Below are 19,006 nucleotides of genomic sequence, written 5' to 3' on the forward strand. Positions count from 1 at the left end.
TCATGTCTGTTACTACCCACAATACATTACCCTCTACATCAGAGTTATTACAAAAACCTTTGTATGTTTTCGCTTTAGAATCAGAGGCTACTCATGAGTTTAAGGACGTAAACACCCTTTTTGTTGGCATAGGTAAACTAAATGCCATGTACAACCTTATGAAGAGCATACACGACAATAAGCCTTCTATTATAATAAACTTGGGTTCAGCCGGAAGTACTTCACACAAAAGAGGTGAGGTAGTTTGTTGTACTAATTTTGTACAGCGTGATATGGATGTAACCGCACTGGGCTTTGAAAAGTACCAAACACCTCTCTCTGTACATTTACCTGTATTAGAATATGGAATTAAAATAGAAACCTTACCTCACGGAATATGTGGTACCGGAGATAGTTTTGTAATGGATCACAACACCGAAGATTACAATGTGATAGACATGGAAGCCTACCCTTTAGCACTCATAGCCAAACAGGAAAACATTCCGTTTTTATGCCTTAAATACATCTCTGACGGAGCGGATGATACTGCTGCTGTAGACTGGCCCGAAATGGTAAAAAATGCTGCCAAAGCACTAAAGCATACACTAAACAATATCATTACAAAATAAAAAACGGGGCTCATAGCCCCGTTTTCCTTAAACAAAATCACAAATACAATTCTCTAATTGGTGATTGGTATGAATCGTACAGCCGTACCTCCACCCGGAGCTAAATTCAGGTCAAGAACAGAAGTACTGTTAACCGTCATTACATCTATACTTACCGGATAAGGGTTTTCTTTATAATCAGCACCTTCTCCATCCCTGTATATTTCTGCCTTATAAGGCACTCCCTGTTTCAGGAAGTTTAACGGGACAGCTATTTTTCGTGCATCGCTGTTAGTTATAGAACCTAAAAACCACTCATCGCTATTGCGGTCCTTACGGGCAATAGTTACATATTCCCCAATTTTAGAATCAAGTACTTTACTATCTTCCCAATTGCAAGGAACATCTTTAATGAACCGGAACTCTGCCCTACCCTCATAATTTTCAGGCAAATCGGAAGCCATTTGAAGCGGACTGAATAGTACCACATACAAAGCCAACTGCTTGGCAACCGTAGTTTGCACCATCGCTTTATTTGGCGTTTCGTAATCAAAGTTAAAGTTACCCGGGGTAAAGTCAAACGGACCTGCAAGCATTCTTGTAAACGGCATAATAGTAGTATGCTCTGGTGTGTTACCTCCGTCTGCCGACCATGCATTGTACTCCTGTCCTCTCGCTCCTTCCTGAGCCATAAGGTTAGGATAAGTTCTCCAAAGCCCTGTTCCCTTTACAGGTTCGTGGTTATCAATCATGATATGATGTTTGGCTGCTGTTTCTATCACCTTTCTGTAATGACGCACACCAAACTGACTGTCATGCCATTCTTTTTTATCCAAATACTTGTTTACATATCCTGTTTTTACCGAGTTTACACCAACCTTATTATAAAGGCTGTATGCATCTTCCAACTGGCTTTCATAATGACTCGCTGCACCGGCAGTTTCATGATGCCCTATAAGGCGTACATTTTTTGAAGCAGCATACCTTGTTATTTTTTCCAAATCAAAATCAGGATAAGCCTTTACAAAACTAAAGGCAGTACCATCGGCAGTCCAGTCGCCGTCCCATCCTTCATTCCATCCTTCCACCAAAACACCGTCAAAACCATTTGCAGCAGCAAAATCGATGTATTTTTTTGTATTCTCGGTAGTAGCACCATGCTTTTCTCCCTGCCCCCAAGTGTATTTATCAAGGTGCATACCCCACCATATCCCCACATATTTCATTGGGGTAATCCATGATGTGTCTTCTATTTTACATGGCTCATTAAGATTTAATGTTAATGTAGACATAGCAAGGTCTCCCGGTTTTGTACCTACCATAACAGTTCTCCATGGCGTTTGGAAAGGTGTTTTTGCATATACCTTAACCCCATTTGCCCACGGCACTAAATCGCTTTTATAAGCATTACCCTGAGTTTTAAGCAGTGTCATGGAGGCAAAGTCGGTTAAGTTAGCTTCATGTATAGCAACGAACAGACTGTCTTTTGTTTCAAAAGTCGCCGGAGTATTAATGGTATCGGTTTTACTTATTGGTGTTTTGCGGTAAAAGCTTTCATAGTAGCTGTTCTCACCATGTACAGGCATCCACCATACATCATTATCAAACGGGAAAGTAAATTGTGTAACCTCATCGGCTATTTTAACCTCGCCCATATTAGGCTGTTCCGGGAAATAATATCTAAAACCCAGTCCATCGTCAAATACCCTGAAAATGATATCCATTAAACGACCATCGCCTTTAGATTCCTTTAAGTGAACTACTAATTCTTTGTGGTTATCCCTTACGGTTTTAAACTCTCCCCAAGGCTGATCCCAGCTTTCATCAACTGACTTTTCTTCGGTATTTACCACCTCAAAGCCATCTGTCATTTTACCGGCCTCCTGAAACTCAAACCCCATTAACGAAGATTCTATAACCGTTTTTCCGTTTGAGGAAAAACTATATTGCGGCTCTCCCTTTTCTGTTAGTTTAAATACCAGTTCGTTTGTATTTCCCGGAGAAGATATTGTATATACTTTCTCTTCGGTACCGCATGATAATACCATTACCGAAGCAAAAGCCGTAAGGCACAACCTGAATAATTTATTTTTCATTATTTGCATTAATTACAATTGTTATTGAATTTCGTTTAGTAGCTCTATCGCTTTTTCTGCTTGCATTGAAACAAAATAATTGAATGCCTTATCAAGCTTTTTCTGAATATCAGGGTTGCCTTTATACTCTTTTCTTAAATCGTAAAGTTTACTTATCTCATTAAATACATCTCCGGTGTTTTGCACTCCGGCAAATGTTTTTACTTTTTGTATGTAGCTGTAACCAAACTCTGCAGTAGGCTCAAACATGGTCCCTTCGCCAAAGTCGTTCCAAGTTACCAGTTGCAGGTAATCAAGGTTAGCATTTTGTGCCATGCTAAGAGTTTCGTCGAGCGTTGCCCCGTTGTTATGATCTATTGTCCATCCAATAACGGTAGATGTACCACCTTCGACATAGTAATCATGAAACCCCGGATAAGCACTACCCATTGCCACATCAAGATTAGGCAGATTATTTACATAGAAATTATTAAGATTGGTATTATTCTCATAAACCCATGAGTATTCGCCCGAAGCATTTTCACCCGCCTCGTTTGATTCATTCCATAAAGTAAGGAAAGTTGGTTTGGTACTAAGATTACTAAAAGCTGTAGTCCATTCATCAGGAGTCTGCATCACAATAGGCCCGAAGTTTAACAACAATGGTTTGTTGTTTACTTTAATATATTCATCAGTATTAAAATAATTGCTTTGCATATAACCTAAATCGGTTTTTGCTGCTCCTGTAACTGTAGGTGCCAGCCCTGCCTGTACAATATCATTTAAAAACCTGTCTTCATATACTATAGCAAATTTTAATCCTACCTCATCCAGCATATCAATTAACTGCTCTGAATTTTCCTTTAAAGCCTTAAAGTCATTAATATCGTAGGTACCGTACCAGTCAATTAAAACACCATCTACTCCTGAATACTTCATCAGCAGTAAATGGTTCTCAATAACATCACGGTCTCCCGAATGATATGGTCCAATTAAAGGATAATAGTGTGAAGCAATCTCCCTCTGCCCGTTAACATCAACATTATCAGGATTTTTGTTTGCCATGGTCCAATGGTAGCCCCATTGGTTGTTCCCACTGCTTTCTTTAGTCTCAAACCACGGCATATAATGCATATAGATTTTGGTACTGTTTGTTTTGGTCACAGCAACAGGATCAAATGTTTCCTCCTGACCTCCTCCAACGGTTTCTGTACCGCCATCGTCCTTACTACAGCTGTTGCAGCTTATAGCTATAGTAATAACACCGCTTAATAATAGTGTAAAATATCTGTTCATTATTTAAAAATATAAGCTTCAGTAAAGTAAAATATGCCGGTCTGCCATGAACTAACTCTAACATGGCAGACCGGCACTACTACTAACTTCTTAATAACCCGGATTTTGTTCTAAATTCGTATTGGTAGATAATACGGTTTCCGGTATAGGGAAGATGGCTCTGAAAGGTTCTGTTGTACCTAATTCCCAACCAGGCTGGAAGAATGTGCCAAACCTAATATTGTCTGTCCTTCTTCTTCCCTCAAAAAGGAATTCCCTGCGAAGTTCCTGATCAATGAAGTCTAAATCTATCGTATCAGGAGTATCCAGTCCTGCACGCATTCTTACCTGCTCTACAAACGGAAGTGCCTGCCCAGGCGAACCTAAGCGAACATAACACTCTGCCTGCATCATAAGTATCTCGGCATAACGAATAACAACAAGATCGTGATCTCTTTCCCATTGTTCTCCCGGTTTCATTTCATATTTTCCTAAACGTACCCCTACATTTTGAGTAGCATTGGTAAAATCAGGAATCTCTTCGGTATAGATAAGAGGTTCACCACTATCCATAATAATAACCGAACCTGTAGCAAGATTTATCTGCTCACCTTCCACCATTGCATTTCTCCTCACGTCATCTTCTTCAAAGCTTGAGAAAACTCCCGGCTCTGCAGCCATACCATTAGCGCTCCAAGGATAATCTCCTGTTGGCGAAATAGTAAACCTATGCAGGTAATGACAACTCATTGAAGACATATAGTTACCTACTGTGCCTGCTGCATTATCGTAAGGTATAGAAAGGATTATCTCTCCTGATGTTTGGTTCTCTGTAGCGAAGTTGGCAAAGTAATCTACCGTTAATGAATAGCCCGACACATTTTGACACATATCGATGCAATCCTGCCAACGGGCCTGACCAATAAACGCTTCTGAATTAAGGTACAATCTTGCCAGTAAAGCGTAAGCCACATTTTTAGTAAACTTAGAGTATACAATTTCTGATTTCAGGTAAGGTAACGACTCCAGTAACTCGGTTTCCACAAAATCATATACTTCCTGACGTGTTGAGTTAGACGGTAACCCCTGATCTTCAAAATCAGTTACGATAGGCACATTACCAAACATATCTAACAACATGTAGTAGTAATAAGCACGAACCGATCTAAGCTCTGCATATATAGGAGCTTTAGCCTCATCGGTAAGCCCTGATTTGTCTATCTGGTAAATAATAGAGTTTACTTTTGCAATACCCGCATAACAGTAACGCCATGCCGAAAGTATCATACCGTCACTGGCAAGCCATGTATGGGTTTGTGCCCTTTGCCACTGCCCACCGTCAAACCAGTCGGTTCCCCTTGTAGGGATAACAGTCTCGTCTGAAGTTACGGCGTTTAAAAAGAATACATATTCGCTACCCGGAAATGAGTTTGAGATTCCGTCGCTAAACCCTCTAAGGGATGAGTAGGCCCCACCCACAAGAGCTTCCACTTCACTTGGTGTATTACCAAAGTTGTCATCCTTTACTCTGTCATACAAATCCTCATCAAGATCTGTACACGACAGTGCAAAAAGAGACGTTAAGAATAATGCTGTTATTTTGGTTTTCATCATTTTAATTTTAGTGTTATCAAATCACTTATTTAGACAGGGTGAAGTTTAGACCTATAGAGAAAGTTCTTGGCCTTGGATAGTTATTAAACCTGTCAATACCCGGATTATCAAGACCGGTAAGGTTAACCTCAGGGTCTGTACCATCGTAATTTGTAAATACTGCAAGGTTTTCACCTAACACATATATTCTAAGCTTAGAACCGTTGTCCTTAAACGGAAAAGTATAACCAAGCGTTACCGTTTGAAGCCTGAAGAAAGATGCTTTCTCTATCCAGTAGCTTGAGAATGTTGGCGCCGAGTTGATACCTGAACCGATAAAGTCATCAGGAACGTTGTATGCCGGTAATCTGTTTGGAGTGTACAGCATCATGTTTGTTGCATTAAGCACTTCCTGACCAAACATACCGTAACTGGTAAATCCGAAGTCAAACTTATCGTAAGTAAAGTTCATACTAAGCCCCATAATAAGATCTGGCTGAACATCACCAATGGCTTTATCTTCCTCACTTAAAATAAACTCTCCGTTCTCATCAAAACCTAAAAACTCTTTACCCCAAAACGTACCTACAGGATAACCTTCGGCAATAATTTGTGAGAACTGGTTAGACATACCCGAAAGCCCGTGAAGCGAACCACTGTAAATTACATCTGTCTCATACATTTGGTTAGACAGTTTCTCAATCATCTGTTTGTTGTGAGAGAAGTTGGTGTTTACACTCCATGTAAACTTATCGTTGTTAATAATGTCGGCACTTAGTGTAAGCTCTACCCCTTTGTTAGAAAGCTCACCTACGTTTGCCAGCATGGTACCTACTAAGTAAGGTGGCTGAGGTACCTGATAAGTGTATAATAAATCTTTAGTTGTTTTTGAGTAGTACTCAAACGAACCTGATATCCTGTTAAATAAAGTAAAGTCTAAACCTAAGTTAAGCTGTTGCGTCTCCTCCCATTTAAGGTCTGGGTTAGGGTTTTGTGTTGGCGAATAAGCAAGGCTCCATGAATCTGTAGCAGGGTTATAGTAACTATCCTGACCTACACCTAATATTGAAAGTGATTTGTACTCACCAATACCATCCTGATTACCGGTAACACCATAACCTGCTCTTATTTTAAGGTTTCCTAACCAGTCGTTAGACCAGTCCATAAAGTTCTCATCAGAGATTCTCCATGCTACCGATGCAGAAGGGAATACACCCCATTTGTTGTTTGCACCAAAACGGCTTGAACCGTCTCTTCTTACAGTTGCTGTTGCCATATACTTACCATCGTAAGAATAGTTTGCCCTACCGAAGAAAGAAACCAGATTTGACTTTCCTTTGTATGAATAAACATCACCTAAACGGTAGTTATAACCTGCACCAAGGTTGTTGTAACCAAATAAATCTGTTTCAAATCCGCTACGCTGTGCACCAAAACCTTCGTATACATTTTCAAGGTAAGAGTACCCTAACATACCATTTACACTATGCTTACCAAACATTTTGTTATAGTTAAGGTACGCTTCAACCTGTGCTGTAGTATACTCACCATACGTTTTCTGTCCGTAACCGTTTTCTGTCCTACCTTCAAGTACAGCATACGATGGCTTGTACTGATCGGCATTAAGCGCATTATACTCTAAAGAAGTATTTACAACCGCTTTAAAATCATTCAACAGGTTTACCTCTGTTTTAAAGTATCCTAATAACCTGTGTCTTTTATTATCGGCTGTACGGTTAGTAAGTATCTCAACAGGGTTTTCATATAATGTTCCTCCTACAGATGTAAAATTACCGTTTTCATCATATACAGGAATTGTTGGATTAAGGTTGAACGAACGCTCAAAAATCCTGTAATCTACCGGATGCCATTTGTCAACATTAGCCATTAAGCCCATATCAAATTTAATGGCTTTATCTAAAGCGTACTGATATACACTAATGTTACCGCTTAAACGCTCCATCCCTGAACGCTTAATGATACCCTCGTTATCAAAGTACTGAAGCGACGCACGTAGCCCGCCATCTTCAGAACCCGAATTAATGCTAAGGCTGTGATTTTGTGAATAAGCAGTTTGCTGAATTTCTTTTTGCCAGTTAGTATCACCGCCATAATCTACAGCATCAGCTAAGTTGTTATCACGCACATAAGCTCTCCACTGGTTTGCAGATAGTAAATCTAAATTATTTGATGCTTTACCAACACTGGTAAAACCGTTATACACTACAGAAAGTCCTTTTTTACCGCTTTTTGTTGTAATGATGATAACACCGTTAGCCCCCCTTGAACCATAAATGGCTGTAGCCGAAGCATCTTTAAGAACGTCAATCGATTTGATATCTGAAGGCTGTACAACATTAATATCTACACCTGCTACACCATCTACTACGATAAGCGGACTGTTACTTGCAGTTAGCGAAGTACCACCTCTTAAACGAAGAGACGAACCACTACTTGGATCACCCGTATCCTGAACAACTGCTAAACCGGCAACTTTACCCTGTAACACACGCTCGGTAGAAGTAACGTTACCTTTTACAAGGTCTTTTTCCCCTACGGTTGATATAGCTCCTGTTAAGTCCTGTTTTCTCATGGTACCATAACCTACAGAAACAAGCTCTACAGCATCAAGCATTAAGGCTCCTTCCTGTAAAGTAAGCTCAATGTTTGATGTATTTTCGGTTACGGTTACGCTTTGGGTTTCATAACCTATAAAAGATATTTCCAGCGTACTACCTACAGTAGCTGTAATAACAAACTTTCCGTCAATATCGGTAGCTACACTGTTTGTTGTACCTACCTCAATTACCGACACCCCCGGCATACCCATACCGGTATTATCGTTAATAGTACCCGATACCTGCTTTTTCCCCTGTGCAAATGCAGCAACCGAAAGAAAAAGTATGACAAATGTGAGTACCAGCGATTTATTAGCCCACACCTTGTACAGGCCTGCTTTAGTATTTTTACTATTCATCGAATGGTTTTTTAAGTTGATTGTGGTTTATTAGTCCAGCTGCTTAAGCGGGATAGTAGTGTCTGAAATTGTTCTGTCGGTATTATCCTTAACCAGAACATGTATTTCGTTTACATCTACATTTTGTAGCGCAGACACCAGGTTTACAAATCCTTTAATCTCACTTACCCCACCTGTAATTTCGCCTGTAATCTCTACTGTACCTGCAGTAACCGTATAGATAAGGGTGTTAATTCCCGGTTCGTTGTTGGTTCTTATTATTCCCAAAAAATCCTTTTTACTTATTTGCTGAGGGAAGAATGTAAATACCGGCGGTGGTGGCGGAATAAACTCACCTGCGTAAAGTACCTGATCAGCGGTGGTACCTGCCCAATCGTCCTTAACAAAAAGGAAAGCAATGTTTTCCATTACATACCCGTCCGGAGCGGCATAATATTCCTGTGGTATAAGATCCATTTTATAGATACCTCCTCCCATGTTTTTTAACTGGGTTTTCTCAACCACTTCCGGAATCCAGGACTGATATTCAACAGCAATATCCCAAAAGTTAAGTCCACTATGAAAGTGTATACTTGTTGCATCTTCAAAACCATCGGCCAGACTGGCATTGAAAAGTATACTTACCCCTTCATCAATAAGTGGTGACGATGGGTATGATCTCCATAACTCACCTGAACCTGCAAAAGATGAATAATCAGTATAAGCCATGCTATGCACTTCTGACTGTAACGAGCCTGTAAGATCTTTTAACCTGAACCAAAAACCGGCACTAGCCGCAATATCTTCAGGAGTCATGTTAAAGTACTCTGTAGGAGTAAGCGTAAAGCTCCATATCATATCCCCTTCGTAGGTAAGTTTTGCAAATTCAGAAGAGTTTTCCCAATTTCCTGCATCCGGTTCAGACGGAGACCAAATCCATAAATAAACATCAGATTCTGCCGCAAACGTTGTAGTGGAAAGGTCAAAAAACCACGTCACTTCTTCGTCGTAAGCATATATTACAGGGAACGACCACATGTCGTTTATAGACCCTGCTGCCTCCTGTGCCCTGGCAACGCCCGGCAATAAAGCAAAGGCCAATACTATAAATTGTATAATTTTTTTCATGGTGTCGTTAATTAACTGCATTTAACTTAAACGAATAAGACACAAATGCAATACCTCCTGACTTCCTTACCAACTGAAGCTCCATTTGCTCACTGCTTCCCGGTACTGCAACCAGTTTAAGTTCATCGGTCATTTGTGTTTTTTGAGCATCACTATATAAATAGATCTTTACCGCCTCACCGTTTGGTTGTTGGAAAGCAGAACTAAGCTTCCAGTATCCGTTTGCCGGAAATAAAGGAGGCACATCACCCATTACTTCATAAGTCGTAGGTTCCATATTATCGTCAACACTAAACCTTATTTTAAAATCCTCATAATTAAAATAAGCTCCCATGTTTTGTTCAGAAGGTTCGATAGCATTTGCCTTTGCATACTCATCTACCATCTTTAAACTCATTAAACCCCAGTCACCTTCCATTTTCTCATAAATGGTAACAGGATTTACATAACTACCATCATCAGGATCATTACAGCCTACCGCAATAAGCCCCATGATAGCTAACCCATAAATAATTTTACTTCTCATAAATGTTGTTGTTTTGTTAGGTAATTAGTTACTCCCTATAAAAAGGATATGACGAAACTAGCCCTTAAAAAACTCTTAAAAAAAACATTGAATAAAAATCAAGATAAATCAAGGCTATTATTTAAAATAAGCAACTGATAAACAATTGATTAATAAATTATTTATACTTAAAAAATCAAGTAGATGTTTAGACAATTTAAAGGAAGTAAAAAATCAAAATAATAAGAATATCAAAATTTAATAAGGATATTTTTCTCAATTGTTTATATATTAAATGATTTTATTGTTAAGATGAAAACTTTTCCCGTATTTTTACATCTTAAAAATAATCTGTTAAAAAAATCATTAGTTTTTACCTTGATTAACAACTGCGTGAGGTAATGATGAGGTTATAGCACCTTGTTATGCGCTATTTCAGCTGTAATGAAAAAACACATCACCTTTCTCTTACTTTTTACCTGTTTCTCTTTGTTCAGCACACCTAAAGAGACCGATCCCGTATTGCAGGAACTGGATAAAGCCCTTGCCAATAAGGAGTATTATGTAAAAAAGAAATATGCTGCCATAGGCGAACTGAAAGTACATATAGAAAAGTTTAAACTAAGCGATGATAAAAAAGCTTTGTACAACACCTATATGTCACTTTTTGACGAATACAAATCGTTTAAATATGATTCTGCCTATTACTATATAGAGCAGGCAAAGGACATGGCTTTCCTCCTAAAGGATCCAGAACTACTTGCCAAAGCCAAAATAAAGGAAGGCTTTGTATTGTTGTCATCAGGATTATTTAAGGAAGCTATTGATACTCTTTGCAGTATTGAGAATGAAGACCGACTGGATATAAAAACCCGTTACGAATATTTCTCGGTCAAAGCACGTGCCTATTATGACCTTGCCGATTATACCCGAGACCCCCGTTATAACATCAACTACATACAGAAAGGCACAAAGTATATTGAACAGGCTATAATGATTGTAGACACCAATACTAATGAATACTGGGCAGCTATTAGCCTGAAACGGATGAAACAACAGGATCGTAAAGGTGCCGAATTTGCCTTTAGCTATTGGATTAACAATTACAAACTTCCTACAGAATATTATGGTATTGCCACTTCCAGCCTCGGTTATATCTATTCTGAACAGGGTTTAAAAGAAAAAGGAATCCATTACCTGTGTCTTGCCGCCATTGCCGATGTAAAGAATGCCACAAAGGAAACCGTTGCACTGCGTAACCTGGCAAACGAATTATTTAAAAGTGGTGACCTGGAAAAAGCCAATAAGTATATTAACCTGGCAATGGACGATGCTACATTTTATGATGCCCGTCACCGTAAAATTGAAATCTCCACCATACTGCCTATTATAGAAAAGGCTCAGCTTAATAAAATTAAAGATAAGAACGATATACTCGAAATAGTAGTGATACTACTCGCTGTGCTATCGGTTATTATTATTATTTTCCTGGTTATTATCTTCAGGCAACTTAAAGAACGTAATGCTTCCCGAAAGGCAATGGCCGAATCATATGCCAAACTACAGGAAATGAACAACAGTCTTAGTGAAGCTAACATCATTAAGGAAGAGTATATCGCTTATTTTATAAAAGCTACTTCCGACTTCATTAATAAGATTGACCACCTACAAAAAAGCACCATACAGAAAATAATTTCCAAGAAAACCGATGAGGTTATTACCAGTCTTAAACGCTATAATGTAAAAAAGGAAAGGGAAAACCTGTTCCATCAGTTTGATGAGATTTTCCTGAAACTATTCCCTACTTTTATTGAGGACTTTAATGCACTTTTCCCGGATGACCATAAAACCGTTATTAAGAAAGGAGAACTGTTAAACACCGAAATGCGACTGTTTGCCCTTTACAGGCTGGGTATACAGGACAGCACACAGATAGCCGATTTTCTTGAACTATCGGTATCAACTGTTTACACCTACAAAACACGTATTAAAAGCAAATCACATTGCAAGGAAATATTTGAAGAGAAGATTATGGCTATAAAAACCATATAACTTTATCACTTCACATTTTTTTCAGAAGCATTTAAGCTAATTTTAATGTTTTCTTTTCTTACAAATGGGTAACTTTGTTATACTTACCTCAAAATTGCCTTACATGGGACTACAATCTAAAACTAAAAACCTGGGGCTGGCAGAACTTATTGCCATTGCTTTAGGAGGAATGGTAGGCGGTGGTATATTCACCATATTGGGAATATCTGTAGCAATAATAGGAAACGTAACCCCTTTTGCCATTATAGTGGGGGGTATTATAGCTTCCCTTGCAGCTTACTCTTATGTTAAACTAGGCGTATATTACAAAGATGAGGGCGCTACCTATGCCTTTTATAAAAAAACCTATCCTAAAACACCTTTTCTTGCTTCTGTTATCGGGTGGTATGTAATATTCGGGTACATAAGCACACTCGCACTTTATGCTTATACCTTTTCCTCTTATGCCATCAGTAGCACTGATTTTTCAGATAATATGTGGATTCGTAAAGCTGTCGCGCTTGGAATTATAGGCCTGTTTACCGCAATTAACCTTTGGAGTGTAAACGGTATGGGTAAAATTGAGGATATAATGGTATACACCAAACTGGTATTACTTACTGTCATATCGGTGGTACTTATGCAAAATGGTGATACCAGCTTTGCTAAGTTTATGGAAACCATGGCTGTGGATGCCGAAAAATCCAGCATCATGAATATCCTTATAGTATCGTCGGTCACCTTTGTTGCCTTTGAAGGATTTCAGCTCGTTATCAATGCAGTAAACGAAATGAAAGATCCCGACAAAAATATTCCTAGAGCCATATACAGTGCCATAGTGCTGGCTGTAGTTATATATGTAGTGATATCCATGGGAGCATTATTTGCCATACCTGCCGAAAATATTATTGAAAATAAGGAATTTGCTCTTGCATCGGGCGCAGGTGAAGTATTAGGTAAACTGGGCAGTACAATAGTTATTGCAGGAGCCTTACTGGCAACCAGTAGTGCAATTAGCGGAACCGTTTTTGGAGCTTCAAGACAACTGGCTGCAATTGCTGATGATGGCTATTTCCCGGATATACTTACTAAAAGAACAAATAAGATACCTAAAAATGCAACCCTTTTTATGGCAGCTTTTGCAGGTGTGTTAATCCTTATTGGCGGACTCGAACTTATATTGGAATTTGGCAGTGTTACCTTTCTACTGGTATCGCTATTAATGGCTATTGCCAATTATAAGATAAAGGACAAAACAAAATCATCTGCTGTCATTACGATGTTAGCCATTGCCGGGCTCTCATTAGGCAGTATCCTTATTCTATACTACGAGCTTAAAAACAAATGGGAACAAATGGCTGCCATCGTAGTACTTTACATACTACTTACAGCCGGAGCATGGTTCTACTCCAAAAGGCATCAGAAAAAAATACAACACAAAAACGCAGAAAATTAAACATCTGCTATTTATCTCAAAATTTCATGTTTCATTATTAATATTTTAGTAATAAACAAATCAATTTTTTATGGGATATTTTACTTTTATTTGAATTTTTACAGGCAATAACATTTTCATGAAGTGCGGGAGCTGATGGGAAAATTGTTCTGCTGTTTATAAGCCGAATAATTATTAAAAACCATAAAAATGAAAACCACTTACTTGAAACAGTTCGCGGCCCTGCTTATGGCTGGAGCGATTTGTTCATGCTCAAACGACTTTGAGCCCGTTTCTGAAGATGCTGCAACATCTCCGGACACCACAAAAGTGACAACAAAGGCCTTTCTCAGTCTGCCGATTAGTTACACAGACGAAAGCAACTTTGTAAACTCACTATCATCGTATGGCTTCCTTGAGCCAGACGATATTAACCTTAACCGCTCTGGCACAAAAAGCGGTTATAACAGCGTGTATGGATTTAACATTCCGTCGGCAAATCAGGTTACCGGTTTCAAATGGAACAGCGGCGACGAAAGTACAGAAGAATGGCGCCCACAGGGACTAACCGGTTTTAACTGGGGTGGCCGCAAATTCCTTTTGGCAACATGGTATGGTGTTGGCCCGGGTACTATTTCGGGAGTTTACAACCAGCACAAAGGTGTTCGTATTGCCCTTGTTGATATTACCGATATGAATAATATCACTTACAGACACATCCTTTTAGTGCAGGACAAAAACAACATGAGTAACAGCAACCTGTACAGATCTACCAATTCTTACGATCAGTTAGACCTGTTTTGTCCGGTTACCATCCACGCAGGCGGTGTAGCTTATTCTAACAACAAAATTTATGTTGTAGATACCAAACTGGGTATGCGTGTGTTTGACATCAGGAAACTTATCGCAGTTTCGGGAGACAGCACCAAAAACCGTATAGGCCGTGAGACTGATGGTACACTAAAAGCATTCAACTATTCTTATGTGCTTCCGCAAATTGGTTATTATGACATTGACAATGCCAACCCCTATTCATGTATCTCGTTAGGTACAGGCAATAATGGTGAGACAAGACTATGGACAGGTCAGTACCTTACGCCAAGTGATAACCAAACCCCTAAGATATATGGATTTGCGCTTAACTCAAGCGGACAGATTAATACGGGGCAAACGGTACAGCAGCTTGAACCACAAGACAACGCAACCGGAAATAACGGACCGGTATACCGTGTACAGGGCGTTTACAGGAGAGGACAGGCTTCTACCAGTTTAGTAACCACTACAGGAAATAGTAGCTACGAAGGTTCTACAGCGCGTTTGGTACGTCACTACAGTGGCGATGGCGCAGGGACTCGTTTCCGTTGGCCTCACGGGGCAGAAGATTTATACTATGATAGCAGCACAGGTTATCTGTGGAACCTTACCGAATATGAAACTTCTAAATACGGACAGGACAACCGTTGCGTATTTGCAGTACGATACAGCGATTATGATTAATTGATTGTTTTGTTATCTGTTTTTCAAAGCACTTGTGTGTTATTCACACAAGTGCTTTTTTATGCACATAATCGAATAACATTGCCAAAATCAAAATCTTACAGATATAATTGATATATTTAAGGTCATCAATCATTAAATCAATTATTAAAACTGTAAGAAATGAAAAAGTCAATTTTGAACTTTCTTGCTTTTGCTATATTTACAGGTATGGCAGCACAAGAAAAAACAGACCTTCCGGGTAATACTTCCCTCCCATCGTCAAAACAGGAACTTGAAAAACTCGCAGCACAGGAAAAAGGCAGCTACAAGTATTCGGTAGAAGATTATTTCAAAAAACCGATGCAAAGCTCATTTAAGTTTTCGCCGGACGGCAAGTTTTTTTCCTACATGGAAAAAGACGACAACGGGAAAAGACATGTTTATGTAAAAAACACAACAACCGATAAAGTGACCCGTGTCATAGAAGAAGGCAAAGACCTTGTAAGAGGTTACGGATGGGCCAACAACAACAGGCTTATCTATATTATGGATAACGGTGGCAACGAAAACTTCCATCTGTTTGCCGTAAACCTTGACGGAGCTAACCAAAAGGATCTTACTCCGTTTGATGGTGTAAGAGTAAATATTCTTAATGGTTTAAAAGACCAAAAGGACTATATGATTATCGAAATGAATAAGGATAATCCGCAGGTGTTTGAACCCTATAAAATCAACATCAATACAGGCGAACTGGAAAAACTGTTTGAAAACACCGACCTTTCCAACCCTATAAGTGGTTATGATTTTGATAAGGATGGTAACCTTAAAGCCTATACCCAACAGCAAAATGGTACCGACTACGTTTTGTATTACAGGCCGGGCAACGATAAGTCTTTTAAAAAAGCTAAGGAAACCAACTGGCAGCAACAATTCGCCATACTGGAATTTAATTATGCCACTCCAAATCCACACGATGCCTACGTATTAACCAACCTGGATAACAATACCAAAGAAATTGTACTGTATGATTTTGAAAAAGGCAAAACAATAAAAAAAATATTCTCTAACGATACCTACGACTTAAGTGGTACAGAAACTTCCAGAAAAAGAGGATATGAACTGGATGCTTATTACTATACGGGAGAAAAATCGGAAGTTATACCCGTTAGTGAAACCTATAAAAAGCTATATAAAAAGTTTAAAAAGCAATTTGGCGACAAGGAAGTTGCAATCACCAATGTAACCGACGATGAAGACAAATACCTACTATATGTAGGAAGCGATAAGCTTTATGGTATTTATTACTTTTATGATGCCGAAAAAGACACCTTCAAGGAAATATTCAACCTGATGCCTAACCTGAAGGAAGAAGATATGGCCGAAATGCGCCCTGTGAAATTTACCTCAAGGGACGGTCTTACTGTTTATGGTTACCTAACTATCCCTAACGAGGCTAAAAACGGAAAGAAAGTTCCGCTTATAGTAAACCCTCACGGTGGTCCATACGGACCAAGAGATACATGGGGCTTTAATCCGGAAACACAGCTTTTCGCCAGCAGAGGCTATGCTACCCTACAGGTAAACTACAGGGGATCTGGTGGATATGGCAAAGAATTCTACCTTGCCGGAAACAAACAGATAGGCCGAAAAATGCTTAATGACCTTGAAGACGGTGTGGCTTATGTGAAATCTCTGGGAATGATAGACGATTCCAAAATAGCCATTTACGGAGGTAGTTATGGCGGACTGGCTACTCTTGGAAGCTTAGTAAAAACACCTGATTTATATACTTGTGGAGTGGACTATGTAGGGGTGTCTAATTTATTTACCTTTTTCAAATCATTCCCCCCTTACTGGAAGCCATACCTAAAACAGGTTTATGCCCAGTGGTATGACGAAACATCTGAAACGGATATCGAAATCATGAAACAGGTATCTCCGGCTCTTAACGTTGATAAAATAACCAAACCTCTGTTTGTGGTTCAGGGTGCTAATGATCCAAGGGTTAACATAAATGAATCAGACCAGGTAGTAGAAAACCTAAGGAAACGTGGTTTTGATGTACCTTATATGGTTAAATACAATGAAGGTCACGGCTTCGGACATGAAGATAACAGGCTTGAGCTTTACAAATGCATGATGGGCTTTTTTGCAAAGCACCTAAAACAATAACAAATCATTTTATATACAGAAAGCCGGGTTTAGCACCCGGTTTTTTTGTTGCCTATTAATTGTAAAATAGTATTTTTACCGCAAACATAAACTAAAATCCAATAATGAACAAACTAAAATTTTTAGCATTAAGCAGCATTGCATTTCTGTTTTCCTGCAGTAATTCAGATGATTCGCAGCCTACCTCAAATGAACCAAACCTTATTGTAAGGCTGAAGTTTGATAAAGATCAGATCCGTCTTAATAACTTAGGGCAGCCTGCCGAAATAGGTGAAGGCAACGCAGCCCAAACCCCTATTGTAAATTACATGAGCGCGCATTATATAGAGCTTGCTCCAAACCTTTATACTCTTTTAGGCGAGGGGGAAGTTATTTACAAAGGTGAAGAAACCACAGCCGGAGGTGCTCAGGCTATCGACTTTAGTAAAGCTATATTGGGTCAGGACGGTGAAGTTTTCCTAAGTATCCCCTTGAGCGAGGTAAGCACAGGTAATTATGATTGGGTAAGAGTTTCGGTATCTTATCAAAACGGAACAATCAAATTCCTGAATTCAGGTAACGAGCTAACAGGAACCATGGCTAGTTTTATAGGCTATAACAACTATATTTATTCTTTTGATATTAACGGACAAACAGTAGAGGTTAATGCTAACAAACTACAAGGATACTGGGCTTTTGAAACACTGGGGTATGTAATAGACGGTCAGGCTCCTGAAGGTGCTGTTACTGTACCAAATCCATTGTTTGAATCATCTCCTATACCACAGGGGTCTTGTGTTTTAACAGGGCAGTTTGAAAACGGACTTACCATTACCGGTAATGAAACAGAAGATATTACTATTAATCTTTCTTTCTCCATCAATAACAGTTTTGAATGGAATGAGGTAAATACCGACGGTAAATTTGAGCCATCAGCCGGAGAAACCCTTACCGATATGGGACTTAGAGGACTTATACCTTCTGTAACGTATTAAAACAATAAAAATAGTTTTACCAGAGCCTCCTCTTTTAGGAGGCTTTTTATTTTGTATTAGGAAAATTTTAAGAAAACAAACCTTATCTTTAAAATAACCAACTACAATACAATATATTATGAGCAAAAAAACAATCTATCCGTTTTTCTTTTTATTGCTAACAGCCTTTATTTTTTCCTGTGCAGGATCAAATACTCAAATCACCGGATCGTGGGTAAATAAAGAGAAAGTAAAAAATGAAACCATAAAAAGCGTATTCATCGCTGTTCTTACTTCAAACATGAGTGCTAAAACCGTACTGGAAAATGAACTGGCTTTTCAGGCAAGTCAGAGAGATGTAGAGAGTTTTAAAAGTCATAATGTATTTACCAGAACTTTCACTAAAGATAATATGCCATCAAGAGAAGAATTACTCAAAGTGATAAGGGCTACCAATGCTCAAACCATTTTTACAGTGGCGTTAAAAGACAAGGAAACCTCAACACGATATGTTCAGGGATCTACTTCTTACTACCCTATGGGTATGGGAATGGGGTATTATGGTAATTTTTACGGATACTATTCCAATGTTTACCCTATGATGTACGACCCGGGTTATTATACTACAGATAAAACCTATTATCTGGAAAGCAACTTATATGATACGGCTACCGAAGAGCTTTTATGGTCGGCACAATCTGCTACCTATAACCCCACTGATTTAGAAAATTTTGTAAAGGGCTATACCGAAACACTATTGAAACAACTTGAAAAAGACGGAATAATAAAAAAAGCTGAACTATAAGTTCAGCTTTTT

The 19,006-nt window shown here is 38.9% G+C and carries 13 protein-coding genes; 7 read left to right on the forward strand and 6 right to left on the reverse strand.

Annotated elements, in window-relative coordinates:
• Nucleotides 1–2: 2 nt before the first annotated feature.
• A complete protein-coding gene (locus ABS768_RS02840) occupies nt 3–608 on the forward strand; it encodes a 5'-methylthioadenosine/S-adenosylhomocysteine nucleosidase family protein (protein WP_408073465.1) in 606 nt (201 codons plus the stop codon).
• A gap of 53 nt (nt 609–661) precedes the next feature.
• Here the strand turns inward: ABS768_RS02840 and ABS768_RS02845 are convergent, their stop codons facing one another.
• The 6 genes from ABS768_RS02845 to ABS768_RS02870 all read right to left on the reverse strand — a co-directional run bounded on the left by ABS768_RS02845 (nt 662) and on the right by ABS768_RS02870 (nt 10,140).
• On the reverse strand, nt 662–2,683 hold the full coding sequence (locus ABS768_RS02845) for a glycoside hydrolase family 97 protein (protein WP_408073466.1): 2,022 nt from the start codon (nt 2,681–2,683) through the stop codon (nt 662–664).
• 21 nt (nt 2,684–2,704) lie between these two features.
• Nucleotides 2,705–3,958, reverse strand: coding sequence for a glycoside hydrolase family 71/99-like protein (locus ABS768_RS02850; RefSeq protein WP_408073467.1), 1,254 nt, complete (start codon nt 3,956–3,958; stop codon nt 2,705–2,707).
• 90 nt (nt 3,959–4,048) lie between these two features.
• Nucleotides 4,049–5,551, reverse strand: coding sequence for a RagB/SusD family nutrient uptake outer membrane protein (locus ABS768_RS02855; RefSeq protein WP_408073468.1), 1,503 nt, complete (start codon nt 5,549–5,551; stop codon nt 4,049–4,051).
• Between the two features lie 25 nt (nt 5,552–5,576).
• Complete coding sequence (locus ABS768_RS02860; RefSeq protein ID WP_408073469.1) at nt 5,577–8,507, reverse strand: SusC/RagA family TonB-linked outer membrane protein; 2,931 nt, start codon at nt 8,505–8,507, stop codon at nt 5,577–5,579.
• A 30-nt stretch (nt 8,508–8,537) separates the two neighbouring features.
• Nucleotides 8,538–9,614 (reverse strand): hypothetical protein, encoded by a 1,077-nt coding sequence (locus ABS768_RS02865; RefSeq protein WP_408073470.1) that lies wholly within the window; start codon nt 9,612–9,614, stop codon nt 8,538–8,540.
• Between the two features lie 7 nt (nt 9,615–9,621).
• Nucleotides 9,622–10,140, reverse strand: a complete 519-nt coding sequence (locus ABS768_RS02870; RefSeq protein WP_408073471.1) for a DUF5004 domain-containing protein — start codon at nt 10,138–10,140, stop codon at nt 9,622–9,624.
• Between the two features lie 423 nt (nt 10,141–10,563).
• Here ABS768_RS02870 and ABS768_RS02875 point away from each other — a divergent pair, with 423 nt between their 5' ends.
• The 6 genes from ABS768_RS02875 to ABS768_RS02900 all read left to right on the forward strand — a co-directional run bounded on the left by ABS768_RS02875 (nt 10,564) and on the right by ABS768_RS02900 (nt 18,994).
• The gene (locus ABS768_RS02875) at nt 10,564–12,171 is read left to right on the forward strand and encodes a DUF6377 domain-containing protein (RefSeq protein WP_408073472.1); all 1,608 of its coding nucleotides are present in this window, start codon (nt 10,564–10,566) and stop codon (nt 12,169–12,171) included.
• Nucleotides 12,172–12,274: 103 nt separating this feature from the next.
• A complete protein-coding gene (locus ABS768_RS02880; protein ID WP_408073473.1) occupies nt 12,275–13,606 on the forward strand; it encodes an APC family permease in 1,332 nt (443 codons plus the stop codon).
• A 189-nt stretch (nt 13,607–13,795) separates the two neighbouring features.
• Nucleotides 13,796–15,082 carry a hypothetical protein gene (locus tag ABS768_RS02885; protein ID WP_408073474.1) on the forward strand — a complete coding sequence of 429 codons (1,287 nt, stop codon included), beginning with the start codon at nt 13,796–13,798 and terminating at the stop codon, nt 15,080–15,082.
• Between the two features lie 162 nt (nt 15,083–15,244).
• Complete coding sequence (locus tag ABS768_RS02890; RefSeq protein WP_408073476.1) at nt 15,245–17,236, forward strand: S9 family peptidase; 1,992 nt, start codon at nt 15,245–15,247, stop codon at nt 17,234–17,236.
• 104 nt (nt 17,237–17,340) lie between these two features.
• The gene (locus ABS768_RS02895) at nt 17,341–18,210 is read left to right on the forward strand and encodes a hypothetical protein (RefSeq protein WP_408073477.1); all 870 of its coding nucleotides are present in this window, start codon (nt 17,341–17,343) and stop codon (nt 18,208–18,210) included.
• Between the two features lie 118 nt (nt 18,211–18,328).
• Nucleotides 18,329–18,994 carry a hypothetical protein gene (locus ABS768_RS02900; RefSeq protein WP_408073478.1) on the forward strand — a complete coding sequence of 222 codons (666 nt, stop codon included), beginning with the start codon at nt 18,329–18,331 and terminating at the stop codon, nt 18,992–18,994.
• Nucleotides 18,995–19,006 lie beyond the last annotated feature (12 nt).

Source organism: Flavobacterium rhizophilum, assembly GCF_046000485.1.
Lineage (GTDB): Bacteria > Bacteroidota > Bacteroidia > Flavobacteriales > Flavobacteriaceae > Flavobacterium > Flavobacterium rhizophilum.